Genomic DNA, 23,721 nt, shown 5'->3' on the forward strand with positions numbered 1-23,721 from the left:
CTTGCTGGGGGCGCCGTCGCCGCGAGCCGCCGGAGCAATTACTCGAAGGCGATGACGCCGCGGATGTTCTTGCCGGCGCGGAGGTCTTTCATGGCTTCGTTGATGTCGTCCAGCTTGTACTTCTGGGTTACCAGCTCGTCGAGCTTGATCAGGCCCGCCTCGTACATCGACAGTAGTTTCGGCATGGCTTCGCGCGGGTTCATCTCACCATAGAGCGCCCCTTTGAAGGTCTTGCAGGAGTTGACCATGTCGCCGAGCATCATCGGGACCATCATGTCGGTGATCTTGGCCATCCCGGTCAGCACACAGGTTCCGCCCTTGCGCAACAACATCATCGCCGTAAAGATCAGGTCTGCGGGCACCACCCCGGGAGTGAGAACGACGCGATCGGCCATGACTCCCCACGTGATCTCCTTGACCAGTTCCACTGCTGCACCGGCGTCGACAGCGGTGTGGGTGGCGCCGAACGTCGGCGCAATCTCACGTTTGAACTCGTTGGGGTCCACAGCGACGATGTGCTTGGCGCCCGCGACCTTCGCGCCCTGCACCGCATTCATGCCGATCCCGCCGACGCCAATCACAACGACGGTGTCACCCGCTCCCGTGCCTGCCGCGACGGATCCCGACCCGAATCCCGTTGTCACACCACAGGACACCAGGGAGGCGGCCTCCAGGGGGATCCAGTCGTTCACTTTCACCAGCGAACGCTCGGACGCCACCACGTACTCGGAAAACGTGCCGACCTGCATCATCGCCATCAAATCCTCGTCGCCGAGGTGGCGACGCCGGGTGCCGTCGGTGGTCATTGCCTTGCTGTAAATGTCAGAGCCCACGTCGCACAGGTACGTGTGCCCGGTGGCGCACCATCGGCAGCTGCCGCAGGCAGGCAGGAACGAGATCGCCACGTGGTCACCGGGTTTGAGTGTTTTCACCTCGGGACCGACCGCTTCGACGACGCCGGAGCCCTCGTGGCCGCCGAGCATGGGAAACCATTCGGGCACCGGAAGGCCGGAGGCCCGCATCATTTCTTCCATCTCCGGGGTCGGCACACTGTCGCCGGTGTAGAAGTGCTCGTCCGAGTGGCAAATTCCCGCGTAGGCCATCTTGACCAAGACTTCACCCGCGTGCGGTGGATCGAGCTCGACTTCGGTGACTTCCCAATCGACACCGACGCCGCGCAACACCGCTGCTTTGGACTTCATTGTCACTCTTTCGTTGGGGGAGTTGGGGGGTCAGGAAGCCGGCCAGCCGACCGTCTTTGTCTCGGTGAACATCTCAAGTCCCTCGACGCCGCACTGACGGCCGACGCCGGACTGCTTGTAGCCCCCGAACGGTGCGTCGGCGCCGTACCACAGACCGCCGTTGATGCCGAGGGTGCCGGTCCTGATCCGGCTCGCCACGGACTTGGCGCGGTCGAGGTCATTGGCGAACACGACGCCAGACAGGCCATAGATCGAATCGTTGGCGATCCGCACCGCATCGTCGTCGCCGTCGAACCCGATGACCGACAGCACAGGACCGAAGATCTCCTCCTGGGCGATGGTCATCTTGTTGTCGACATTCGCGAACACAGTCGGCTCGACGAAATAGCCTTTCGGCAGATGCTTGGGCACGTTGCCGCCGGTGACCAGTCGGGCGCCTTCCTGCTTGCCCTTTTCGATGTAGCCGAGCACCCGATCTTGCTGCTTCTTGGAAATCAACGGGCCCTGCAGCACCGAGGGATCGGTGGGGTCGCCGTATTTATTTTTTTCCATTGCCGCCGTGACCATCTCGACTGCCTCGTCGTAGCGCGAATTGGGGACCAGCAGGCGGGTCGGCATGGCACAACCCTGCCCGGCGTGCATGCAGATGAAGGCGCTGCCGCCGACCGGCCCGCTGATGTCACCGTCCTCGTCGAGGATCAGGTACACAGACTTGCCGCCCAGCTCGAGAAAGGTGGGTTTGAGACTCTGGGCGGCGTCAGCCATGATGCGTCGGCCGACGGCCGTCGAACCGGTAAACGCCACCATATCGACGAGCGGAGACGTCGAAATCACCTCGCCGACAAGATGATCAGACGATGGCACAATGTTGACGACGCCGGGCGGGATATCCGTCTGCTCGGCGATGATTCGGCCGATCCTGGTGGCGTTCCAGGGTGTGTCCGGAGCGGGCTTGAGCACGCACGTGTTGCCCATTGCGAGGATTGGGCCGATCTTATTGAGGATGATCTCGAAGGGGAAGTTCCACGGGGTGATGACGCCGACGACGCCGATCGGCTCTTTCCACACTTCGCGGGTAGTCAGGCTGCCCATGCCGAACGCGTCCTTGTCGGGAAGCGAACGCTTCCATGCGAATTCGCGGATCATGTCGGCAGGCCAGGAGAGGGCCTCCTTGAGGGGCACGTCGAGCTGCGGTCCGTAGGTGGACAACACGGGACAGCCGACCTCGGCGACGAGTTCGCTCCGCAGGTCCTCACGTTCCGCTTCCAGCGCCGCCTGCAGCTGGCGCAGTCCGGCGGCTCGGGCGTCGCCGTCCCGCGGCCAATCGGTGTCGTCGAACGCGCGCCGCGCCGCGGCGATGGCGCGTCCCATGTCTGCGCGGGTTCCGTCGCTGGTGGTGCCCAGGGTTTCCTCGGTCGCGGGGTTGATGTTTTCGAATTGTCGCCCGGTCTCGGATTCGACGAGCTTGCCATCGATCAGCATTCGCGGTTCGTGGTTCACCATTTGCGAAGTTCCTTCACTGCGTCGGAGGTGCGCGGCGCCAAGGTCAGGTAAGGGATGAAACTGCTGTTCCCGCAACGGATCACGGAATTGACGACATCGGTCAGATGCTCGGCGTCAACCAACCCGCCAAGCATGTACTTGTTATCCATCCAGAACCGGATGGCCGTCTCCAACGCGTCGGGATCCCAGCTCTTGTTGAACTCGGTCTGCGCGTCGCCGCTGCCGCCGAGGCTGTCGCCCACAGCGAGGCGGGTGAAGCCGATCTCCGGATGCTCGGCGCGCCAGGCCTCGACGAGTTTGTCCAGTGCGCCTTTGGTCACCGCGTAAGCCCCTAGCAGTGGCCACGGAGTCGTGTACGACGCACTCAGCGACGACAGGTACACGGCCGAGCCCGCCGTCGTCGCCAGGTGTGGCGCCGCGGCGGCCGTGACGAGCGAAGCACCGGTGACATTGGTGGCGAACAGCTGCGCCCATTGTTCTGCGGTCACATCGTGCAGCGGCGCGAGCACGCCCATGCCGGTCGTGTACACCAGGGCATCAAGACCGCCCAGCGCGCCGACCGCCTCGGAGATCGCTTCCTGGCAACTGTCGGTCACGGTGACGTCGCAGGCGACGGCCACCGCACCGTTGCCCGCTTCCTTGGCCGCTTCGACCAGCCTGTCGTATCGACGCGCCAACAGCGCGACGTGCGCGCCCCGCTGTGCGAGCCCGATTCCGATGCACCGGCCCAGACCCGAGGAGGCGCCCACGACCGCGACTCGCAACGGGCGTTGTTCGTTCTCAGACATCGAGCTTCGCGCTCACGGAGCCGAGGGTTGCGCCGATGGTGCGTTCGAACCGGGCGTGGTCGAAGCTGCGGATCTCGACGTCGTGGTCACCCGCCTCGGCGCGCAGGGCGCCCACCGTGCACTGCGCGCGCGTGCGGTGTTCGAACGGGTCGAACGAATACCACCGGCACGCATTCTCGTAGGTGATCTTGTTGACTTCGTCGTCGGGCAGCCCGGCCATGACGAGGGCGAGTTCCTCGGCCGCCAAAGGCCACGACGAATCGGAGTGCGGGTAGTCGCACTCCCAGGCGATGTTGTCGATACCGATGTCGTGGCGGAGCTTGATTCCGATCGGATCGGCGATGAAACAGGTAAGAAAGCGTTCCCGGAAGATTTCGCTGGGCAGCCTGCCGCCGAAGTCCTGGCCGGTCCACAGGTGATGCATCTCGTAGGTGCGGTCCAGCCGGTCGATGAAATAGGGGATCCATCCCGTGCCGCCCTCGGACAGTGCGAACCGGACGTCGGGGAACTTCTTGATGACGCGCGACCAGAGCAGGTCGGCGGCCGCCGAGCACACATTCATCGGCTGCAGCGTGATCATGACGTCGATGGGGGCGTTGTCGGCGGTCATCGTGATCTTGCCCGAGGACCCCAAGTGGACCGAGAGCACCGTGTTGGTGTCCGACAGCGCCCGCCACATCGGGTCCCAATACTCGTCGTGGAAGCTCGGGAATCCGAGCGTGGCGGGGTTTTCGGTGAAAGTCACGGAGTGGCAGCCTTTGTCGGCGTTACGACGGATCTCCTTGGCGCACAGCTCCGGATCCCAGAGCACGGGCAGTCCCATCGGTAGGAAGCGTCCCGGATAGGAGCCGCACCAGTCGTCGATGTGCCAGTCGTTGTACGCCTGCGTGACGGCGAGCGCGAGGTCCTTGTCGGGGTGGGTCGCGAACAGCCGGCCGGCGAAGCCGGGGAAGGATGGGAAGCACATCGACCCGAGCACGCCGCCCGCGTCCATGTCCTTGATCCGCTCGTGGATGTCGTAGCACCCGGGTCGCATCTCGTCGAATGCGGTGGGCTCGATGCCGTACTCCTCGCGCGGGCGCCCCGCCACCGCGTTGAGGCCGATGTTGGGAATGATCGCACCGTTGAATGTCCAGACCTCCGACCCGTCGGGTTGACGGATGATTCGCGGCGTCTGGTCGGCGTACTTGCCTGGGACCCTGCCCTCGAACAGGTTCGGGGGCTCGACCAGGTGGTCGTCGACGCTCACCAGGATCATGTCTTCGGGCTGCATGGGTCTCCTTGGGCAGAGGTTGAAAACGAGATTATCAGGAAAGTGGAGGCACTATTTCGATTTATGGAAATATGCATTTCCGCGATGGCGGCGAGGGTCCGCACGCAGTAACCGCACCGATCACCGCCGCAGGACTTTTTGGGGCTCGACGGCAAATGAGAGCAGGAGACGGTCGAGGACTTTGGCGGCCCGTCGGCGCGCCCTGCCGGGGTTTGCGGCGTGCGCCACCAGTAGCGAGGCCTCCTCGAGCGCGGCGACGATCATGTGCGTCAGCTCCCCGACGGGCTGATCGTCAATGATTCCTTCAGCAATCGCCTCGCGGACCACGTCGTTGATGAGGGCGATGCTGTTGCCCTCCTGGATTTCGCGCAGGGTTTGCCAGCCCAGCACCACCGGTCCGTCGACGAGTATCACCCGCTGCACTGCGGGCTCCTGTGCCGCTTCGAGGAACCCGTGCAGACCCCTCGTGAGCCGCTCCCAGGGGTCCGCTCCCGGCGGGGGAGCAGCAATGGACCGAAGCGTGAGGTCGTTCTCGACGTCTTCGAACACGGCGCGAAACAGCTCGGCCTTGTCCTTGAAGTGGTGGTAGAACGCGCCCCGGGTCCCGACGCCCGACTGGGTCACGATGTCGCTGATGCTCGTGTTGAAAAATCCGTATTCCACGAAGAGTTCGCGACCCGCGTCGATGAGGTCCAGCCGAGTCTGCTCCCCTCGGGCCCTCCGCTCGTCATCCGCCCCACCGCGCTTCGCCATGCCGGCGATCGTAGCAACATTCAGTTTGAATGTTGAGTGGCCCGCCGGTTGTTTCCTCAGCGCACGATCCCGCGAACGGTCATCAGGCCGAGTTCGGCGTGGGACTTGAAACCCGGCGGGGCGTCGCAGATGGCGGGGATCGAGTTCACGGGTTCCATCGCGGTCCAGGCGTAGCCGACGTAGCCGGGCTTCGCGTGCTCTCGGGCTTCCTGGTTGCCCCGCAAAATCAGCTCGGTTCCCGGGTCGCCCTCGATCACCACGCGGTAGTGGTAGTACGGCTCCCAATCCGGCTTCGGTTCGATGGCGTCGTGGTCGGTGAACGAGTACAGCTCGTGCAACGTGATGAATGGCCGGCCGTCCACCCACGCCGTCCAGAGGTGATGTTGGGACGCGACGGTGCCCTCCTTGATCACACCTTTAAGGTCCGGCATGTCCATGTCCGGAGTCCCCTCATAGGGAATATCGCGGGTGGCCGTGCCCAACTCCACGTCGGTCGTGAACTTTTCCACCGTTTTGCCCAGTCCTTCGACGACCATCGTCAGCGACTGCGCGAACAACGACCACGCATCCTGGAAGAGATTTCCCTTCGCGAACTCGGACGGGGTTTTCCCGAAACCCATTTCGTCCAGATACTTCAGGGTGTCCCTGTTGAAGTTCACCGCCTCGTAGATGTGGATGTGGTCGGTCTTGCCGACGATCCGGGCCAGCGTCAGGACAAGCAGGTCCGCCGCATAGCCGGGGTGGATGCCACCTCCATGAAACGAAGTACCGCCCTCTTGGCACGCCGCTTCGATCTTGTCGATGTCCGCGCTGTTGGTCTCGGTCCGATGCCACCACGCGCCACCCGAGGCGACGACGCTCTTACCGCCGCGCAGCAGCCGGCAGATCTCGTCGACATCCGACCAGAGTGGCGCGTAGAAAACGCAATCGGCGTCGAGGGCCTCCAGGGCCGCCTTGTCGGTGGTTGCGAGCACGCCGATCGGCGCCACCCCAACCAGTTCGCCGGCGTCCCTGCCGACCTTCTCTGGGCGATTACAGAGCACTCCGACCACTTCATAGAGCGGGTTGTGTGCGAAGTGCCGCAGCGCCAACGTCCCGACATTCCCCATGCCCCATTGGATGACGCGATACCTTCTCTCGGCCGTGGGCGCGCGCGATTCCAGCGGTGATGCGAGCGTCATGTCATCTCCTTCGTGCGGTTCCCACTCGCAAAGTACACCGCAAGAAGGCCAATATTCAGCTTCCGTAAATTGCAATTTCCGATCCGGGGGCCGAGATCCGTGGCCGGTGGAACAACCTTCATCCTGTATGTTGCCGCTATGGCAGACGACGAGGTTCGCGCATACGGTTCGGTCGCTCCGTTGAAAGTTGGCTTGCTCAACGATTATCCGACCACCGGCGACACCGACAACGACAGCATGGATGCGCTGCGGCTGGTGATGGATGAAGCCCTATCCTCGGGGCTCATCGACCGGCCGATCGAACTCGTCACCCGCAACGTGGTCGGCCTGCCCAACGGAACCTACCTCGCGGTCGAGCGGGCCTTCGACGAGCTTGTGGCGGAGGGTTGTCTGGCGATCTACGGGCCGTGGGTGTCGGACAACGTGGTGCCGCTGCGTCCGCACGTCGAGGCCACCGCGCGGGTCCCGATCGTCACCCTCTCAGGTTCGGAGGGTGCGCTCGGCGAGTGGTGCTTCGCGCTGAACAACGGCTCGATGGCCGAGGAGCCGGTGATGCTGGCCGCGGTGATGATCGGCGACGGCCGGTCGCGGATCGCCATTGCCTACGAGTCGTCGCTGATCGGCAAGGAGTACCTCGCCTTCGCTCACAAAGCATACGACGCAGCCGGCCTGAATGTCGTTGCCACCGTGGCGATTCCGCAGGTGGAGGCCGACAAGACGGAAGCGGTGGCAGCGCTGCGCGCGTCGGAGCCCGACGCTCTGGTGCATGTCGGGTTCGGGCACGGCCTGTGGGGCTTCACGGATGCGCTCCTGGCTACGGGCTGGGATCCGCCGCGCTATACGACGACCGCCTTCGAAATGGCCCACATCAACGCGGAGTGGATGCGCCACCTGTCCGGCTGGATCGGTCTGGACAGCTACGACGAGCGCAATACCGTCGGGCAGGCGTTCCTCGACCGGTTCGAGGAACGATACGGACGCCGGCCCGGACATTCGATGCCCGGCTTGTCACACGACGCGGCCACCGTGATCGTGCGCGCCATCGCCGCGGCGCGCCCGCTGACCGGAGAGGGCGTGAAGAACGGGATGGAGCAGGTGAAGCTCGTCCCATCGGCCAGCGGCGCCCCGGGAACGTTTTTGCGGTTCGGCCGGTTCATCCGGCAGGGCTGGATGGGTTCGGACTATCTCGTGGCCCGACGGGTGCTGGCTGACGGCAGCGCACACGTGTTCCATGCGGCGCCCAGCGACCACATCGCGCGCGCGGTCGCTCTCAGCTCACGCTAGTTGGATCGCGCCGAACACCGGCGCGGTCACGATGCCGGGCGGTTGGGCAAGCACGTAGGGGATGGCGCGAACCGCGCCCATCGCGATCATCAGGTGACCCGGGATGGCGTGCTGGCCCGCCGGCGCTGAAGCATCGGATCCGACGTCGAGCTGCAGTTCGAAGTTCGGCTGACCTTTGATGACCGCGCGGATGAGCGGCGCCTTCTCTCCGGGCGCCAGCGGTGCCATGTTCCACTGGGGAAGGTCGCGGGTGAGTACCCACTCCTCGTGGATGGCCAGCAGCGGGCGCCCCGACCAGTGACCGGTCCACGAGAACCGCTGCCCGACAACCGTTCCCGCCTCGATCGTACCCGCGAGGACCTCGATGTCATGGTGCAGCGTGGTCGCATCGACGGTCACGTCGATGTGCGACAGGCTGATCCCCAGGACGTCTGCCGTGGCGTTGAGCGCCTGGCGGTAGGCCATGTCGAGCTTTTTGATGATCGGAGAGTCGACAGTGACGTCTTCGGGCGGCCTCCCCATGCCCATGAGGTCGACGAGCATCGGCCGGCTGTCGACGGCCGACACGTCGGTGGCTTCATAGAGGTCGATCCGGTCGATGGTCTTGCTCAGCCCCGTCACCGTGGCGACCAGGCGCTCGAACATGAAACCAGGGTTCTCGCCCGCGGCGTGGAACCGTGACCCGCCCTGCCGGCAGGCGCTGCGGAATGCCGATTCGGTTTCGGCCCCGTAGGTGGGTAGGTGGTTGTACGACGTCGTGGTGATGACGGTGCTGCCCGCCGCGAGTAGCCGGCAGATGTCCTCGGCGTTCGTCTCGATCGCGTGGGCCTTGCTGGCCGCGTGCACGACTACATCGGCGCCCAGCGCGATGATCTCGTCCTTGTCCGCCGTGGCGATTACGCCCGTTGTCGGCGGCAGCCCGCACAATGCGCCCGCGTCGAGGCCGGCCTTCGCCGGGTCGTACACCAGCACGCCCACCAGCTGATAATGGGGATTCTCAATAAGTTCCTGCAGGGCGGCGCGACCGACGGCGCCGGTGGCCCATTGCACGACTCGAATGACCAATCGAATGCTCCAGGTTGCGCTTTCGCGATTTCGCGGGGTTCTGGTTCGTTCAACGTACATGATGTACGTTTGCAACCGACAGCATGTAGGTTGATCGAGCGTACGCGAGGTGGCAGGTGGTCGAGCCGGCGGTTACTGACGACTTCGAGACGATCCGGGCGCAGCGCATCCGCGAGGCGCAGCAGAAGTTCAACGCCGGGATGGGCGCCGACGGCGACGCTACCCCCTATCCGTTGCTGCGCGAACTGCGCAAGGAGGCGCCCGTCCACCCAGGCTGGCCGGAGATGGGCGTCCCCGAGGACGGGCCGGCGGGCAAGAAGACCTTCACGGCGTACTCCTTCGACGCCGTCAAAGCCGTCTTCACCGACAATCTGACCTTCAGCACGCGAATCTACGAAGACATGGTGCGGCCGCTACAGGGACCGACCATCCTGGAGATGCAGGAGCCCGAGCACGCCACTTACCGCCGATTGCACGAGTTCGCCTTCGCCAAGTCCTCGATGAAACGGTGGGACTCCGAACTGGTAGGGCCGCTGGTGGATCGCACGATCGCGAAGTTCCGCGACGACAAGCGTGCCGACTTGGTCGACGCGGTATTCATGCCGATTCCGGTGCGCATCATCGCGGCGCTTCTCGGATTGCCGGAATCAGACATCGGAGAGTTTCACCGGCTGGCGATCGACCTGCTCGGCTTTCGTGCCGACATGGAGACCGCCATGAAAGCGTCGGCGGAGATGAAGGAGTACTTCGTCGGCGTGCTTGCCGACCGACGCAAGTTGCCGAAGGACGACATGGTGACCATCCTGTCGCAGGCCGAGATCGACGGCGTCAAAATGTCCGACGAGCAGATCTACGGATTCATGCGCAATCTTCTGCCTGCCGGAGCGGAGACCACGTCGCGATCGACCGCCAGCCTCGCGCTGGCCTTGCTGACCCACACCGACCAGCTCGACGCGGTGCGCGCCGACCGCAGTCTGTTGCCGCAGGCGATCGAGGAGGGCATCCGGTGGGAGACGCCCCTGCTGAATTTCATCCGGGAGGTCAGCACCGACACCGAATTCTTCGGGCTGGACATCCCGAAAGGATCGACCATGATGGTGAACCTCGGCAGTGCCAACCACGACGAGACGCGCTGGGCGGACGCCGAGTCCTTCAACATCTTCCGGGAACGCAAGCCGCACATCGGGTTCGGTCACGGAGCGCACCTGTGCCTGGGAATGCACTTGGCACGGTTGGAGAGCACCAAGTTCTTCAACGCGCTCTTCGACCAACTTCCGGGACTGCGGCTGGATCCCGACGCCCCGCCGCCCTATGTGAGCGGCACGATGTTCCGTTCGCCGCCGCGGCTGGACGTGGTATGGGATTGAGGTTCGCCTGAATATGACTCGCGTGATCCAATGGGCGACCGGGGTGACCGGGATGATGTCGTTGCGCCACGTGTTGGGCCGTCCGGACCTGGAATTGGTCGCCGTGCGGGTGTACGACCCGGCCAAAACCGGCGTCGACGCGGGCACCCTGTGCGGCGCTCCCAAAGCGGGGGTGCTGACTTCTGCCGATCGGGACGCCGTCATCGGTACCGACGCCGATGTGGTGCTCTACATGGGCAAGGTGGAGACCGATACGCCCGGCTGCTTTGCCGACGTCTGTGATCTTTTGGCTTCGGGCAAGAACGTGGTGGCCACCGGCAGCCGGTTCATCCATCCTCGCTCGCTGCACGAATCGCTGGCCGACGGCATCGAAAAAGCTTGTCGTGTGGGCGGTTCCTCGTTTCTCGGGCTGGGCCTGTACCCGGGCTTCGTCGGTGAGTCACTGGCGCCGATCCTGTCCCGGCTGACCGAGCGCACCAGCCGCATTAGTGTGCGGGAGGTGCTGAACTACTCGACCTACGCCAGCCACGACCTGATTTTCAACGCGATGGGTTTTGGTCATGCACCGGACGACACGACGCCCTTGCTGACCAACACCGACTACGCCGCGAGCGCATGGATCGGCAGCGCGACGGTGCTGGCGCAGGCGCTCGGGCTCGAGATTCGATCCGTCGAGGGGTTTCGCGAGGTCGCGACGACACCGAGGGCGCTGACGGTGGCGGCCGGGGAGATACCCGCGGGAACCGTGGGCGCCATGCGCTTCGGTGTGGTGGTCGACTGCGGCGAGACCACGCTCGCGGTAGAGCATCTCACTAGGATGGCCGACGACCTGGCCCCCGACTGGCCGACGGAGATCGGTTATCAGGTGGCTTTCGAGGGCAAGCCCAACATGAGTTTCCATCTCGTGATCGGCGCCCACGACGAGGATCACGCCGAACAGGGTTGCCTGGCAACCGCCATGCATGCCATCAACGCCATCCCGGCCGTGATTGCGGCTGAGCCGGGGCTTTACGACCTCTCGACGATCGCCCCGTTCGTCGCCCACTGGACCGAGCGCGGCGTCATGCCGACGGCGTAGCCGCCCCGGAACCGGAATCGAAAATGACGGTTATATCGCTGGGCGTTGCCGATGGTGACCTGGCGACGCTGTCATTCCGGTATGCAGCGGCACTCGACCAGCGAGATCAGTCCGCATTGCTCGCAGTGTTCCACCCCGACGCGACGCTCCGCGCCCACCCGCCCGGGCGCGGACCAATGACGTTGACCGGCCGCGAAGAACTGGCCAAGCTGATTCAGGCCGTCAGCTACTGGCCACGCACCTTCCATCTGGTCGGGCAGGGGCTTTTTCAAGTGGACGGCGAACGAGCAATCGGTGAAGTGTATTGCGTTGCGCACCATTTCAATTCCTTCGAGCCGGGCCGGCTCGATGACGACGTGATGTACATCCGGTATCAAGACGTCTACGTGTGTGACGGCCGCGCGGGCTGGCTGATCATGGAACGGGTAGTCGTCACCGACGCGCGCGGACACGTCACGCCGCCGCTGGGCTAGGCGTCGACAAGCTCGTCGGCTATGCCTTCGCCATCTCAACCTCCGTCAGTCTGTGACGGCGATGGGCCCGTCGCCAAAACCCGTATAGCTGCGGATCAGCGGCAGATCGGCCATCGTGGCGAAACCCGCGGGCGCGGAACATATCGCGGGTATGGCGTTGACGACCTGCATCGCAACGGCGACAAGCCCGGCCCGCACGTGCTCCTCGACCGACGCCGGCCGCGAAAAGCTGGCCAGGCACAAGAAGTGGACGCGCATCGACGGGTCCCCTTCGAGGGTGAGGGTCCACCCATCATCCGGTTTGGGCCAGTGCGCGGGATACTCGCCGCCGACCGTCCACAGCGTCTCGAACTCGATGAGCGGCTCGCCGTTCCGGTGCCCAACGAAGTTCCAGCGCTGACCGGCGGTCGTGCCCGCGCGCACCTGATGATCGAAGATCTGGAAGTCCTTCGTCGCGGGCACCGCGTCGACGCTGACCGTGACATCGTCGATCGCAGCGTTCAGGGTGTCGGCGATGAACCAGGTCTGCTGGGTGAACAGGGCTGTATTGAAGGTTAGGAACTCGTTCGCGGTCGGCGTGATGTCCTCGGGAGGTCGCCCGAACCACATTCCGTCGAAGGTGATTCCGGTGCTTTCCCACAGCGACCAGTCGGCGCGCTCCTGCAGGGTGAACCGGTCGATAGTGCGGCTCATCCCGGACAGGGCCAGCGGCAGCACGCCGGACAGGTTGCCCGGATTGAGACCGCTGGCGTGGATCGTGCTGTTGCCCTTTCTGCATGCCGCCAGCAGCCGCCGGCGGTCGGCTTCGCCGATGCGCCGGGGGTGGAACAGAAACGAGACCGTCGCGACATTCTTTCCGCTTTCCAGCAGCGCGCACACATCGTCGAGGCTCGTGAAAGATGGTGCGTACAGCACGATGTCGGCGTCCGTCGCCAGAATTTTGGCAACATCGGTGGTGGCGGTGACGCCGATCGGGCTTCGGTCGGCCAGAGTGCCGACGTCGACTCCATCTTTGAAGTCGGAATACACCCGTGCCCCGACCAGTTCGAGATCGGGCCGATGGTCGAGGATCGTGTTGATCATCTCAGTGCCCACAGCGCCGGTGGCCCACTGGATGACTCGAAGTCGTCGGGAATGCACGGTCAAATTCTGGACTCCCTTCGCACCGTAGCGGCACCATCACTCTTCCATATTGATAACGTTTATTCTCGATTCCTATAAGGTCGCATTCACCCCGAACCCGCGCCGGCAGGCATCCGCGTCAACTGCATCGATCCCGGGCCTACGGAGATCGCGATGATGCCGGCGTTCCACGACTTCGAGGGCAAGGAGATCTCGATCAGTCGGTCGCGCCGGTCGGCCGCTACTCCACCCCTGTGGACTGATGGCGGCTGGAACGGCGCCATGACCATGGGGCTCCACCAGGCGCAGTGGACCGAGAACCCCAAAGGCATCCGGACGACCAAGGGCTGACGGCGGCTCAGATGAAGTCTGACCCACCATCGACGTTTACGGTGGCTCCCGTCACGTAGCCATTTCTGCATGACGCCAGATATGCGGTGACGGACGCGATCTCCTCGGGCAACCCGGCACGACCGATGTCGCAGGGATGGCCGTAGGTCTTCTCGACCCACGTCATCACGTCTTTGGGATCCGACGAGTCCAGGCTGTCTGCGGCCAGCACATCCCGCAGAACCTCGGTGAAGCTGGCCGTCACAATAGTGCCCGGGCAGACACAATTGACCAAAATTCCCTCGGCACCAAGGCTTTTAGATAAGTTTTTAGTAAAGCTGGACAGCGCCGATTTCGAGGCGGTGTACGCGACCAGGCGAGGGCTCTGGCGCTGGATCGAATGGGCGGAGAGGGTGACGATGCGAGCCCAGTCGGCCGATCGCAACATTGGCAGCGCGGCGCGGACCGAGCGCACGGCGGAAAGCGTGCCGAGATCGAACGCGGCGTGCCAGTCGTCGTCATCGAGGTCTTCGAATGTACCCGCGTTCGGACCGACGGTGTGCACCAGGACATTCAGGCTGCCCCAGGCCTCACCAACCGACGCGAACGCACCCGCGATGGATTCGGCGTCGGCCATGTCGACGCTGATCGCCAGCACTTCGGGAGCACCCGCCCGCCGGATCTGTTCCGCAGCCGAGTCCAACGCGGCCCGGCCTCGCGCCATGATCGCCACCGAAGCGCCCTCTGCCCCGAGGGTTTCGGCGATTGCCAGACCCATCCCTTTGCTGCCGCCGGTCACGACCGCCATCGCGCCCCCGAAACCGAGATCCATCGAGTCGTCCTTTCGAATCTGTTTCCAAGGCCTACTGGTCCTTGATGACTCTGGGGGCCAGGTGCACGATCTCGCTGACCACGGAGGGGTTCGCGCGTGAAATTGAAATCAGGGAAAGCATCGCGTTGGCCACGTCCGCGACCGCGGACATCTTGGCGGGAATCTGACCTTCCACCGCCCAGGCCCGATACAACTCGGCCAGCAGGTCGCGGTCGGCGCCTCTCAGGATCTCGGTGCCTTCGGTGGGACCGACGCTCACGCGGATGACGGCGAGGTCGGGATGTTCGGCCCGCCATGACCGCAGGATCTCGTCGAGTGCGGCCTTGCTCGCGTGGTAGGCGGCCACACCGGCGCGGGGTCGGCCTACGTCGTGACTCGACGCGACAACCACTACCGCGTTGTCGCTCAGGTGGGGCTGGGCGGCGCGCAGGTCGTGCGACGCGCCGACGGCGTTCACCGCGTACGCGTGGAGCCAGGTCTCCACATCGGTCTCTTCGATCAGTGCGAATGGAACCACGGCACTCGTGAACACCACCGCATCGAGCCCACCAAACTTGGCGGCGACGTCGCCGATGACGGATTCGATCGCGTGCGGGTCGGATACGTCCAATTCGTGCGCGGTTCCGTCGAGTCCGTCGGCCAGTTCCGATAGGACGTCCTTCCGCCGCGCGGCGAGTGCCACAGAGGCGCCCCTGGAATGCGCGGCAACGGCCAACGCCTTTCCGATGCCCGAGGACGCTCCGATGATCAGCATCCGGGTGCCCTCGAGATTGGAGTGCCGGTCGCTCATATCCGCTTCCTTTGCGCCGAAGTTAGGCAGATTCTCGCATGAGAGAATTAGTATTCTCGGCGAGGGTGGCGCGGCATCGGCGCCGCCCGGCGAATTATGAGGAGGCCACGTGATCGATTCCCTCGATTTCGAAGGCAAGGTCGTGCTCGTCACCGGCGGCGGAGCGGGGATCGGGCGGGCCACGGTCGAGGCGTTCGCCGACCTCGGTGCGTCGGTGGTCGCGCTCGAGATCGATGCACAACGGGCGGAGGGTTTGCGCGACGAGTTGGGCGATCGTGCGCTCGTAGTCGCGGGGGATGCGGCCTCCGCCGCCGACGTCTCGGCGCTCGCTGACACGATCGACAAGCGGTACGGGCACCTCGACGTACTGGTAAACAACGTAGGTCACTTCATGACGCGACCGACGCCATTCGAGCGGCTCACCGACGAGCAGATCGAGGATGTCTATCGCGTAAACCTCAAACACGTCTTCCTGGTGACCCGATCGATGCTGCCATTGCTGCGCGCCGCTGCGGGCAGTCCCAGTATCACGAACGTCTCGTCGATTGAGGGTTTCCGGGGGATACCTCAATTCGCGGTGTACGGCGCATTCAAGGCCGCCGTGACGGGCTTTACGAAGAGCCTCGCCCTCGAGCTGGGGCCGGCGGGTATACGGGTGAATGCCGTAGCGCCCGAGACCACCGACACCGCGCAGGTGCCGCTCGATCGCATGATCCATGAGTCGCAACGGCACCATATTCCGCGTTGGATTCCGTTGGGCCGCTTCGGGACTCCGGAAGATATCGCAGGCTGTGTGCTGTTTCTCGCGAGCCCTCTGGCAGCCTGGGTGTCTGGGACTGTGGTGCACGCCGATGGCGGTGCATTGGCCGCGGCCGGGTGGTATCGCGACGACCAGGGGACGTGGACGAATATGCCCGTCATCAACGGCAACAGCGGCAAACCCGCAGTGGCCGGCTGAGCTACCGGAGCGCGGACATCCGCGTCGTGCAGCCGGACGTTAACGAAGCTGGTGAAACGAGACGTTTACGGAAGATGGATATGTATATTCTCGAGGGCGTCGATGGCGATAGCGTCGGCGAGAGAAGAATCGCGGCCTTGGGCCGCACTACGTCGCCGGTGAGGCTGTGAGATGACGAATACCGTTGACTCAAGTACCGATTCGGGCTCCGCCAGGCCGGCCGGAAGGAGCGGGTCGCGGTCGTGGTCCAGGCTCGGATGGGGACTTTTCATCGTCGCCTATCTGGTCTTTGCGGTCGTCACCGTCGCGACCATGCAATCGGGCACTCACGGGGATTCGCGGATCACGAACCCAAACCCCGGCCCGACGCCCTATCCGCCTTTCCTCGGTTTTGATAACTGGCCTCTGGCGGTTGCCCTGAGTTCGATTCCGATGGCGATCGGCCTGGTCGCAACGCTGGTGTGGCTCTCGGTGAGACGGCGCCAGGTGCACTGGACGGTGGTGATCGCTTTTGCGGGCCTGATCACCGGGGCGCTGGATCCGTTGGCCAACTGGGCGACGTTCGCGATCTTCGACCCGCGCATGCTGCACTTCCCGCTGTCATGGCCGTATGTGAAGATCTCGCCGGACCTGGAGCCGGCGCTGGCGTTCCTCGGCGGTTACGCCGCGTACTACCTCCTCAACGGCCTGGTTTTCCTGCGCTTGCATGACCGGTTTATCGACCCGCTGATGCGGCGCGTGGGTTGGCTCGCCCGCCGTCGACTGATTGCGGTGTTCGTCGGCGCGACAATCGTCGCGATCCCCGTTAACGGGTTGATCCAGTTCAGCTGGATGCGGTTCGGCATCTTTTTCTACACCGAAGCCGTCGGGCCTGTACTGCGAATCGGCCATGTCTATTTCCCACTGATCATGGCGGTGTACGACTCAATAATCTTCGGCATGGTCGCCGTCATGTGCGTCCGCGACGAGGGCGGCGAGCTGGTGCTGATCAACCGGATCGCCCGCTGGCTTCCGGCGCGTCGGGACGGCAGCAGTATCACGCTGACGCGACAGCTCCTCGTCTCGGTTGCAATAGGTCTGGTGTCGTTCGCGACGCCGCTGGCGGTGCTTTCCGGGCTGCGGGCAGCGGGACTGTCCGAACCCGCTTACGAGCAGAACCCGTATCCGAATATCAAGGTGTACGACCCGTACGGGCATCTTCGGGAATCGGGCAAGCCGGGACCCTTCTACAGGTGAGCCACGAATTGCCGCTGGCCGGCCCTGAAATCGTTACTCGACTCGCTATGCCTGGGTGACTCCGACGTCGACCGAAATCGCGGCTGCGGTAACAAATTTCGACTCCTCCGAGGCGAGCCACGCGACCGCGTTGGCGACATCCTCGGGCATCGTCACCGCGTTGGGTAGGAGCTGCTTACTGAAGCCGTATTGAGGACGAGAGTAGGAATCGGCCGCCTGCTGCATTGCTTCGATCATCCGGCCACTACCCATCGGCGTCGCGACCGACCCCGGGTGCAGGCTGTTCACCCGGATGTCGTAGCGGCCGAGTTCGACGGCGAAGGATTTTGCGAGCCCGGTGACGCCGTGTTTGCTCGCCGTATAGGCCACCATGAAGGGCTCCATCTTTATCCCCGCCACCGATCCGATGAGGATGATCGACCCGCCCCGCCCACCGGCAATAATGTGCTTTGCACCGGCCATCACCGTGTTCCACGTGCCGACCAGGTTGATGTTGACGGTGTCCTGAAAATCGCCGGGGGAGACCTGATCCCAAGCGGCCGGGCAGCAGATGCCGGCGTTGGCGACGATCACGTCGAGCCGGCCTAATTCGGCTACGCCCTTGTCGACGGCGGCGCACAACGCGTCGTAATCGCGGGTGTCGACGATCGCGGCGACCGCGCGCCTGCCATTCGCAGCGACGAGGTCGGCGGTTTCGGCCAACTCCTCGGGGGTGGCCGAATCGTATGGGACGCTTGGCGGCAGTGGGCCCGCGATGTCGACGAGGATGGCGTCGGCGCCGTCGGCGCTCAACCTGACGGCGTGGGCACGGCCCTGGCCGCGGGCGGCCCCCGTAATGAATACAACCTTGCCGGTCATGTCTGGCACACAGGTACGCTACATCAGCACGCCCGCGTATGAGAACTTCCTTTATCTTTTGCTGAGAATGAGTATTCTACGATCGCATGGGTGTACTTGACGGACAGACCGCATTCATTCTGGGCGCCTCGGCCGGAATCGCTCAGGCGAGTGCCAGGCTGTTGGCCGCCGACGGTGCCACGCTATACCTGCTCGGCAGGTCGAGCACGCGCCTGGAAGCGACCCGCGAGGGCATCCTCGCCGTAGCTCCCGAGGCCGAAATCGTAGTCCAGAAGGGCGATCCGGAAGACGAGGCGACCGTCGCGGCAGCCGCCCAGGCGGCCTTCGACGTCAACGCGCGGCTGGACATCGTCCTCGGTACGGTGGCCATCGGGGGCACAGGTCCGTTGATCGAGCAGGACCTCGAGACCTTCACCAACTTCGTCATGGGCAATCTGCGGTCCAATTTCCTGGCGATGCGCTACTCGGCGCCGCTGATGACGAACGGCGGGTCAATCGTGTTCATCTCGTCGACGTCGTCGAAGATCCCGATGGAGGGACTGGGGCACTACTCGGCCGGCAAGGCCGCGCTCGAGATGATGATCCGGGTGGCGGCATCCGAACTCGGGCCGAAAGGAATTCGCGTCAACGCCGTCCGGCCCGGGTTGACGGAGGCGGCCACCACGCAGGGCTACATTCACCTGGAGGAATTGACCAGCAGCTTCCTCGAACGTGTCCCGCTGGGCCGGCTTGGGGTGTCCGACGATATCGCGCCCGGCGTCCGGTACCTCGCCGGACCCGAGTCGAGTTGGATGACCGGGCAGAGTTTCGCGATCGACGGCGGCAACGAGGTGAGGGGCGCGCCTCGTGGCCCGATGTTCACCGTTTAGCCGAAATCCAATGCGTCGCGGGGCGCGGTGATCGGCAGATCCAGCGAGGTGGCGATGCCGGGGGCGGCATCGACAACGTACGGGATTGCGTTGACCACGCGCATGGCTGTCGCCTCCATGGCATCGTCGTTCGCCGACTTCGCGGTTGGTTCGGTACCGAAACGAAGATCGCAGTGGATGTGCGGCTCGCCCTCGATGATGATGCGGTAGGTGCCGTGTGGCGCCGTCGCCCATTCGGGTGCGAGATCGGGGGCCATGCGGTTGATGTGTTCGATGGTGATCACCGGATGGCCGCCGACGACACCGGTGGTCTCGGCGCGCACCGCCCCACAGGTGCCGGCAGGGATCAGCCCGCACGCCACGTGGAGGTCGCGTGGCGTGATCACCCGCTCGTAGCGTTCGGTCACCTCGTCGAGCTCGACGCCAAGGGCTCGCGCCACCAGACCGATCGGTGGTCCCCAGGCGAATCGCTGTGCGCCTTCCAGCTCGAGCAGCGGCGTGAAGTCGAGTGGACGACCGAAGCCCATTGCGTCGAACATCGAGTACTCATTGGGGTAGGCCGAGTAGTCGATGATCTCCTGCGCGCGGACCGATCGGATGGTGTTGGACAGGGTCGACAGCATGACGGCGAACTGATCACCGGCGAAACCCGGTTCGATACCCGAGGTGTATATCGTGACCTCGCCGGCGAGCGCCGCCGCGCGCACTTGATCTGCCAAATCGGGAATCCATCTGTCGGGAAACATCATTCCCGGTGTGTTGGTCGTGACGACGTTGATTCCGGCGTTCAGGAAACGGACATAGTCGGGAACTGCGGCCGCATCCATGTCGGCACCCAACGCCGCGTAGACCACGCAGTCCGGTCTGAGCTTGATGATGTCGTCGAGGTCGGATGTGGTCGTCACGCCGATGGGGCCAAGGCCGACGACCTCACCGGCATCGCGGCCCGTCTTCTCGGGACTGTGCACCCACACCCCGATCAGGTCGAGGTGCGCTCGGCGGTTTATCGCCCGCACCGCGATGCTGCCCACACCGCCTGTCGATATGACCGCTACGCGTAACACTTTGTCTGGCATGGTCACTGCTCCTCGGTTGCTTACAGATCGGGGATCGGAAGTGATGAATTCGGCCCCTGCAGGCCACCGTCGACGATGAAGGTCGAATTGGTGGCGTAACAATCCCTGGTGCACAGGTACAACGTCAGCCGGCCGAGGTCTGCGACGTCACCAATACGATGCAGCGGCGTCAGCTCTTTCAATTTCTCCTCGGATCCGGGCATCAGGTCGAAGCTCGACTGCAGCCCGGTCGTCATGAATGCGCCCAGTGCGATGGCATTCACGCGGATCTTGGGGGCGAGCTCTTGCGCCATGGCTCGGGTCAGTGCTTCGAGCCCTCCCTTGGCCACCGAGTAAGGCAGTAATCCGCGGATTCCGAATCGACCGGCCCCGGAGGAGATGTTGACGATCGAGCCCCGCCCCACTTCCAACATGTGGGGCACGGCAAGCTGACTCATGACGAACGCGGTTGTGACGCAATAGTCGAACGTTTGGCGAAGGTTATCGTCGTTGAGGCTCAGAAACGGTCCGTAGGTGGCGAAACCAACGTTGTTGACCAGTATGTCGATGCGGCCGAACTCGTCGACCGCGGTCCGCACCACGCGCTCGCTGTCGGAGCGCTCGAGCGCGTCGGCGGTGAGCGCAAGGCCCTTTCCGCCCGCATCTTCGATTTCGGCGATCGTCCGTTGCACCTCGGACGTCGTTCGGGCCGTGCCGACGACCGTGGCACCTGCTTCTGCGAGTACCTTCGCGATGCCCTCGCCGACACCTCGCCCGGCGCCGGTGACTATCGCGACCTGACCGTCTAGCTTGAACTGTTCCAGTGCCACGACGCGCCTCTCTGCGCAGATGTGTGCATATGCAGCCGCAAATCTACCGCAATGAGAATCAATGTTTCCGAATACGGAAGGTATTCCTTCTCCGACATCGTAAAGTCGTTCACATGTCCCGGGCACTGCCACTGTTGCACCACGTTGTTTTCGCGATCGGCCTCGAGCGGCTCGACCTTGCCGCGGATTACCTGAGCGCTCTGGGTTTTCAGTTCCAGGCTTTCGAACTGGAGCACCTCGGCCTGCAGATCCGCCTCGACTGGGATCGCGGGTTTGAGCTCATCGCGCCCACCCCGGCCGCGCCAACCGACGCGGGTACAGCGGCGGACTTTCTGGCCCGCAACGGCGACGGGCTCTTCTCGGTGATCGTGCGTACCGCCGACTGTGCTGCCGGCGAACACATCGCCGCGCGGTACGGCGTCAAATCCGACTTCCGGCAGCGGCACGACGGCGACGGCTTCGAGTTGACCGAAGTCAAGCTCGAGCCGCTGTTCGGGATTCCGTTGACGCTGATGAGTACAAATATGCCGGACGGGCAACAGATTACCCCTTAGCGGGCCGACAACAGTCCGCTGAGCTGCCGCGCCAATTCCGACTTCTTCACCTTCCCGGTCGCGGTGAAAGGGAGGTCCTGTTTTGTGGTGACCCAGATGAACTTCGGCACCTTGTAGGCCGAGAGCCGCGCGCGCAGTTGCTCTCGCAGAGATTCGCCATTGAGTGTCGATTCGCCTCGGGGCACCACCGCCGCGGCGACCACCGTCCCGTTATCGCTCTCGGCGCCGACCACGTAGGCCTCGAGCACACCGTCGCAGTTGGCCAGTGCCAGTTCGACTTCGCTGGGAGTGACGTTGGTGCCGCCACCCGTCTTGATCAGATCGCCCAGCCGCCCGGTAAATTTGATCCAACCGTCGTCGTACTCGACGCCACAGTCACCCGTCCGGTAGTAGCCGTCCGGGGTGAATACCTCTTCCCGCTCGCGCTTGTGCAAACGTTGCATCAACGAGTACCCGCGCACCCAGATTTCGCCCGGCGTGCCGATGGGCGCCGGCCGTGCTGTGTCGGGGTCGACGAGCAAGTGCTGGAGCCCCTCGATTGATACGCCGCCCGTTTCGGACCGATCGGGCGGCTGCGGCACGTACGGGTCGACCCCTATGTGATTGCCGCACAACTCCGTCATGCCCAGGGCATTCGGGCCTTTGGGTCGACGCTCGGGTGGCACCATCGCGGGCATGCTGGTGCGTTGGACCGAGCTCAGATCGTGTGTGGAGAAGTCGGGATGTTCGGCCAGCGTCTTGCCCTGCTGCGGCCATCCCAGCGTGATCGTCGCGCGGTGGCGCTCCATCAGTTCCAAGGCCTCAGCGGCGTCGAACGCGGGCTGCGTGACCAGCACGGCGCCGTGGTGGATTACGGCATGCAACCCGGTGATCAGTCCCCCCACCCAAAAAAAGGGCATCGCCGTGAACATCACGGAATCGTGGGTGACGCCATAGCTGAAGGTGAGGTTGTAGGTGTGGCGGACCAGCGTGCCGTGGGTATGCACAGGCCCTTTCGGGTCACCGGTACTGCCCGAGGTGTAGATGATCATCACCTCGTCGGCCGGGGTCACACACGATTCCACGTCGACGAGGAAGTCGGCGTCGACGGCCGGCAGCTTGCCGTCGGCGTGGAGCCTCGTTGTCCAGGCCCGATCGGACGGTCCCCACACCGCGACCGTCCGCAAAAAGGGGGCCTTGCGCACCATGATGCGACCTGGCCGGTCCTGACCCGCGAGGCCCGGCAGTGCAGCTTCCAGCCGGGTCAAAAAGTCGTGATTGTGGAACCGCGACCACGCCAAGATCGCGTTCAGGTCCGCATGGCGCGCGGTCCAGGCCAGTTCAGAGGACTTGTAGAAGGTGTTGAGCGGAACGGCGACCGCACCGATGCGTGTGGCGGCAAACCACGCCAGTGCCCAGTCGACGCTGTTGGGCATGAGGATTCCGACATGATCACCCTTGCTGATGCCCTGTGCCAACAGGGCAGCGGCCAGTGCGGCTGAACGCCGGTCGAGATCAACGTAGGTCAATCTCCGCCCGTCGGCGATGAGGAACGGCCTGTCTCCGAAGCGTGCTGCGCAAAACCTCACCAGAGCGGGGATCGTGGGTGAGATCGTCGGGAAGGGCATGAGCGCAGGATAGTAGGATTTCCGAAAAACGGTAACACTGGTTCTCATCGACCGGCTTCCGCTTACAATTCGGCCATGGCCACAGATTTGCGGGGCTCGGCAGCCGGCGACAGGTTGGACCGGGTGGAATCGAGTCTGGCAATCAGTCAGCTGCCCAGCAGGTATGCGATGGCCCTCGACGCCCGGGACCTCGACGCTCTGGTGGCGCTGTTCGTCGACGATGTTGACGCAGGCGCGGAGGGTCGCGGCAGGGACGCGCTGAAGCGTTGGTACGACCAGGTGCTTCGGCGGTTCTACCGCAGCATCCACCTGATCTGCGGCCACCAGTTCGACTTCGTCAACGCCGACCACGCGATCGGATCGATCTATTGCCGCGCCGAACACGAAGACGGCGACGGGTGGTACGTGATCACGATGCGTTACGACGACGTCTACGAGCGCCGCGACGGCCAGTGGTGCTTTGTTAAGCGACGAGAGCATCCTTGGTATTCGGTCGATGTGACGGAGCGCCCGGGCCCGGAGTTCATGCGCTGGCCGACCGACGTGCGATTGCGCGCGGCCATGCCCCAGCGAATGCCGACATGGCGGGCCTTCTGGGCCGCCGGGGATCCGGGACTGCCGCAGCGGCTGTCGGCGTGCCCGTAAGTTCCGAATGGTCAGCCCCGTGGTTTACAAACTGGGCGGAAACTGACATTCTCGCCTTATGTAAGCAG

The 23,721-nt window shown here is 64.2% G+C and carries 24 protein-coding genes; 10 read left to right on the forward strand and 14 right to left on the reverse strand.

Features of this window, described 5'->3' with window-relative positions:
* Nucleotides 1-38: 38 nt before the first annotated feature.
* From AC5Y7V_RS17380 to AC5Y7V_RS17405, 6 genes are all read right to left on the reverse strand, one after another.
* Nucleotides 39-1,202 (reverse strand): NDMA-dependent alcohol dehydrogenase, encoded by a 1,164-nt coding sequence (locus AC5Y7V_RS17380; RefSeq protein WP_499881263.1) that lies wholly within the window; start codon nt 1,200-1,202, stop codon nt 39-41.
* Between the two features lie 30 nt (nt 1,203-1,232).
* Nucleotides 1,233-2,705 carry an aldehyde dehydrogenase family protein gene (locus AC5Y7V_RS17385; RefSeq protein WP_499881264.1) on the reverse strand — a complete coding sequence of 491 codons (1,473 nt, stop codon included), beginning with the start codon at nt 2,703-2,705 and terminating at the stop codon, nt 1,233-1,235.
* Nucleotides 2,699-3,493 carry an SDR family oxidoreductase gene (locus tag AC5Y7V_RS17390; RefSeq protein WP_499881265.1) on the reverse strand — a complete coding sequence of 265 codons (795 nt, stop codon included), beginning with the start codon at nt 3,491-3,493 and terminating at the stop codon, nt 2,699-2,701. The genes AC5Y7V_RS17385 and AC5Y7V_RS17390 overlap by 7 nt, the downstream gene beginning before the upstream one ends.
* Nucleotides 3,486-4,766 carry an amidohydrolase family protein gene (locus AC5Y7V_RS17395; RefSeq protein ID WP_499881266.1) on the reverse strand — a complete coding sequence of 427 codons (1,281 nt, stop codon included), beginning with the start codon at nt 4,764-4,766 and terminating at the stop codon, nt 3,486-3,488. Before AC5Y7V_RS17395 ends, AC5Y7V_RS17390 begins: the two co-directional genes overlap by 8 nt.
* 120 nt (nt 4,767-4,886) lie before the next feature.
* Complete coding sequence (locus tag AC5Y7V_RS17400) at nt 4,887-5,519, reverse strand: TetR/AcrR family transcriptional regulator (protein ID WP_499881267.1); 633 nt, start codon at nt 5,517-5,519, stop codon at nt 4,887-4,889.
* Between the two features lie 56 nt (nt 5,520-5,575).
* Nucleotides 5,576-6,700, reverse strand: coding sequence for an NAD(P)H-dependent amine dehydrogenase family protein (locus tag AC5Y7V_RS17405; protein ID WP_499881268.1), 1,125 nt, complete (start codon nt 6,698-6,700; stop codon nt 5,576-5,578).
* Nucleotides 6,701-6,838: 138 nt separating this feature from the next.
* On the opposite strand from AC5Y7V_RS17405, the gene AC5Y7V_RS17410 reads away from it, so the two are divergent.
* Nucleotides 6,839-7,984, forward strand: coding sequence for an ABC transporter substrate-binding protein (locus AC5Y7V_RS17410; protein WP_499881269.1), 1,146 nt, complete (start codon nt 6,839-6,841; stop codon nt 7,982-7,984).
* Here AC5Y7V_RS17410 and AC5Y7V_RS17415 read toward each other — a convergent pair.
* Complete coding sequence (locus tag AC5Y7V_RS17415) at nt 7,976-9,034, reverse strand: NAD(P)H-dependent amine dehydrogenase family protein (RefSeq protein WP_499881406.1); 1,059 nt, start codon at nt 9,032-9,034, stop codon at nt 7,976-7,978. The two genes, AC5Y7V_RS17410 and AC5Y7V_RS17415, sit on opposite strands and share 9 nt — an antisense overlap.
* 131 nt (nt 9,035-9,165) lie before the next feature.
* Here AC5Y7V_RS17415 and AC5Y7V_RS17420 point away from each other — a divergent pair, with 131 nt between their 5' ends.
* From AC5Y7V_RS17420 to AC5Y7V_RS17430, 3 genes are read left to right on the forward strand one after another with little or no spacing between them, the layout of a single operon-like run.
* Nucleotides 9,166-10,416 carry a cytochrome P450 gene (locus AC5Y7V_RS17420; protein ID WP_499881270.1) on the forward strand — a complete coding sequence of 417 codons (1,251 nt, stop codon included), beginning with the start codon at nt 9,166-9,168 and terminating at the stop codon, nt 10,414-10,416.
* A gap of 13 nt (nt 10,417-10,429) precedes the next feature.
* On the forward strand, nt 10,430-11,494 hold the full coding sequence (locus tag AC5Y7V_RS17425) for an NAD(P)H-dependent amine dehydrogenase family protein (RefSeq protein WP_499881271.1): 1,065 nt from the start codon (nt 10,430-10,432) through the stop codon (nt 11,492-11,494).
* 23 nt (nt 11,495-11,517) lie between these two features.
* Nucleotides 11,518-11,967: a nuclear transport factor 2 family protein gene (locus tag AC5Y7V_RS17430; protein WP_499881272.1), complete on the forward strand. Its 450-nt coding sequence runs from the start codon at nt 11,518-11,520 to the stop codon at nt 11,965-11,967.
* A 45-nt stretch (nt 11,968-12,012) separates the two neighbouring features.
* Here AC5Y7V_RS17430 and AC5Y7V_RS17435 read toward each other — a convergent pair whose 3' ends face one another.
* Nucleotides 12,013-13,050 (reverse strand): NAD(P)H-dependent amine dehydrogenase family protein, encoded by a 1,038-nt coding sequence (locus AC5Y7V_RS17435; protein WP_499881407.1) that lies wholly within the window; start codon nt 13,048-13,050, stop codon nt 12,013-12,015.
* A gap of 213 nt (nt 13,051-13,263) precedes the next feature.
* Between AC5Y7V_RS17435 and AC5Y7V_RS17440 the strand changes: the two genes are divergently transcribed.
* Complete coding sequence (locus AC5Y7V_RS17440; RefSeq protein ID WP_499881273.1) at nt 13,264-13,440, forward strand: hypothetical protein; 177 nt, start codon at nt 13,264-13,266, stop codon at nt 13,438-13,440.
* A 7-nt stretch (nt 13,441-13,447) separates the two neighbouring features.
* On the opposite strand, the gene AC5Y7V_RS17445 is transcribed toward AC5Y7V_RS17440, so the two are convergent.
* Together AC5Y7V_RS17445 and AC5Y7V_RS17450 are read right to left on the reverse strand one after the other, a co-directional pair.
* Nucleotides 13,448-14,251 carry an SDR family NAD(P)-dependent oxidoreductase gene (locus AC5Y7V_RS17445; protein WP_499881274.1) on the reverse strand — a complete coding sequence of 268 codons (804 nt, stop codon included), beginning with the start codon at nt 14,249-14,251 and terminating at the stop codon, nt 13,448-13,450.
* Nucleotides 14,252-14,282: 31 nt separating this feature from the next.
* On the reverse strand, nt 14,283-15,041 hold the full coding sequence (locus tag AC5Y7V_RS17450; RefSeq protein WP_499881275.1) for an SDR family oxidoreductase: 759 nt from the start codon (nt 15,039-15,041) through the stop codon (nt 14,283-14,285).
* A 109-nt stretch (nt 15,042-15,150) separates the two neighbouring features.
* Here AC5Y7V_RS17450 and AC5Y7V_RS17455 point away from each other — a divergent pair, with 109 nt between their 5' ends.
* The gene (locus AC5Y7V_RS17455) at nt 15,151-15,999 is read left to right on the forward strand and encodes an SDR family NAD(P)-dependent oxidoreductase (protein ID WP_499881276.1); all 849 of its coding nucleotides are present in this window, start codon (nt 15,151-15,153) and stop codon (nt 15,997-15,999) included.
* A 432-nt stretch (nt 16,000-16,431) separates the two neighbouring features.
* On the forward strand, nt 16,432-17,235 hold the full coding sequence (locus tag AC5Y7V_RS17460) for a hypothetical protein (RefSeq protein WP_499881277.1): 804 nt from the start codon (nt 16,432-16,434) through the stop codon (nt 17,233-17,235).
* A gap of 45 nt (nt 17,236-17,280) precedes the next feature.
* On the opposite strand, the gene AC5Y7V_RS17465 is transcribed toward AC5Y7V_RS17460, so the two are convergent.
* Complete coding sequence (locus AC5Y7V_RS17465; RefSeq protein ID WP_499881408.1) at nt 17,281-18,093, reverse strand: mycofactocin-coupled SDR family oxidoreductase; 813 nt, start codon at nt 18,091-18,093, stop codon at nt 17,281-17,283.
* A gap of 86 nt (nt 18,094-18,179) precedes the next feature.
* On the opposite strand from AC5Y7V_RS17465, the gene AC5Y7V_RS17470 reads away from it, so the two are divergent.
* The gene (locus AC5Y7V_RS17470; protein ID WP_499881278.1) at nt 18,180-18,962 is read left to right on the forward strand and encodes an SDR family NAD(P)-dependent oxidoreductase; all 783 of its coding nucleotides are present in this window, start codon (nt 18,180-18,182) and stop codon (nt 18,960-18,962) included.
* On the opposite strand, the gene AC5Y7V_RS17475 is transcribed toward AC5Y7V_RS17470, so the two are convergent.
* Entirely contained in the window at nt 18,959-20,038 is a 1,080-nt protein-coding gene (locus tag AC5Y7V_RS17475; protein ID WP_499881279.1) for an NAD(P)H-dependent amine dehydrogenase family protein, read from the reverse strand. The two genes, AC5Y7V_RS17470 and AC5Y7V_RS17475, sit on opposite strands and share 4 nt — an antisense overlap.
* A gap of 20 nt (nt 20,039-20,058) precedes the next feature.
* Nucleotides 20,059-20,847, reverse strand: coding sequence for an SDR family NAD(P)-dependent oxidoreductase (locus AC5Y7V_RS17480; RefSeq protein ID WP_499881280.1), 789 nt, complete (start codon nt 20,845-20,847; stop codon nt 20,059-20,061).
* Between the two features lie 113 nt (nt 20,848-20,960).
* On the opposite strand from AC5Y7V_RS17480, the gene AC5Y7V_RS17485 reads away from it, so the two are divergent.
* Nucleotides 20,961-21,401, forward strand: a complete 441-nt coding sequence (locus AC5Y7V_RS17485) for a VOC family protein (RefSeq protein WP_499881281.1) — start codon at nt 20,961-20,963, stop codon at nt 21,399-21,401.
* On the opposite strand, the gene AC5Y7V_RS17490 is transcribed toward AC5Y7V_RS17485, so the two are convergent.
* On the reverse strand, nt 21,398-23,008 hold the full coding sequence (locus tag AC5Y7V_RS17490) for a class I adenylate-forming enzyme family protein (RefSeq protein ID WP_499881282.1): 1,611 nt from the start codon (nt 23,006-23,008) through the stop codon (nt 21,398-21,400). The genes AC5Y7V_RS17485 and AC5Y7V_RS17490 overlap by 4 nt on opposite strands.
* A gap of 114 nt (nt 23,009-23,122) precedes the next feature.
* Between AC5Y7V_RS17490 and AC5Y7V_RS17495 the strand changes: the two genes are divergently transcribed.
* Nucleotides 23,123-23,653, forward strand: coding sequence for a nuclear transport factor 2 family protein (locus tag AC5Y7V_RS17495; protein ID WP_499881409.1), 531 nt, complete (start codon nt 23,123-23,125; stop codon nt 23,651-23,653).
* The last annotated feature ends 68 nt before the right edge of the window (nt 23,654-23,721 follow it).

The sequence above is a fragment of the Mycobacterium sp. NGS34 genome (assembly GCF_059812845.1).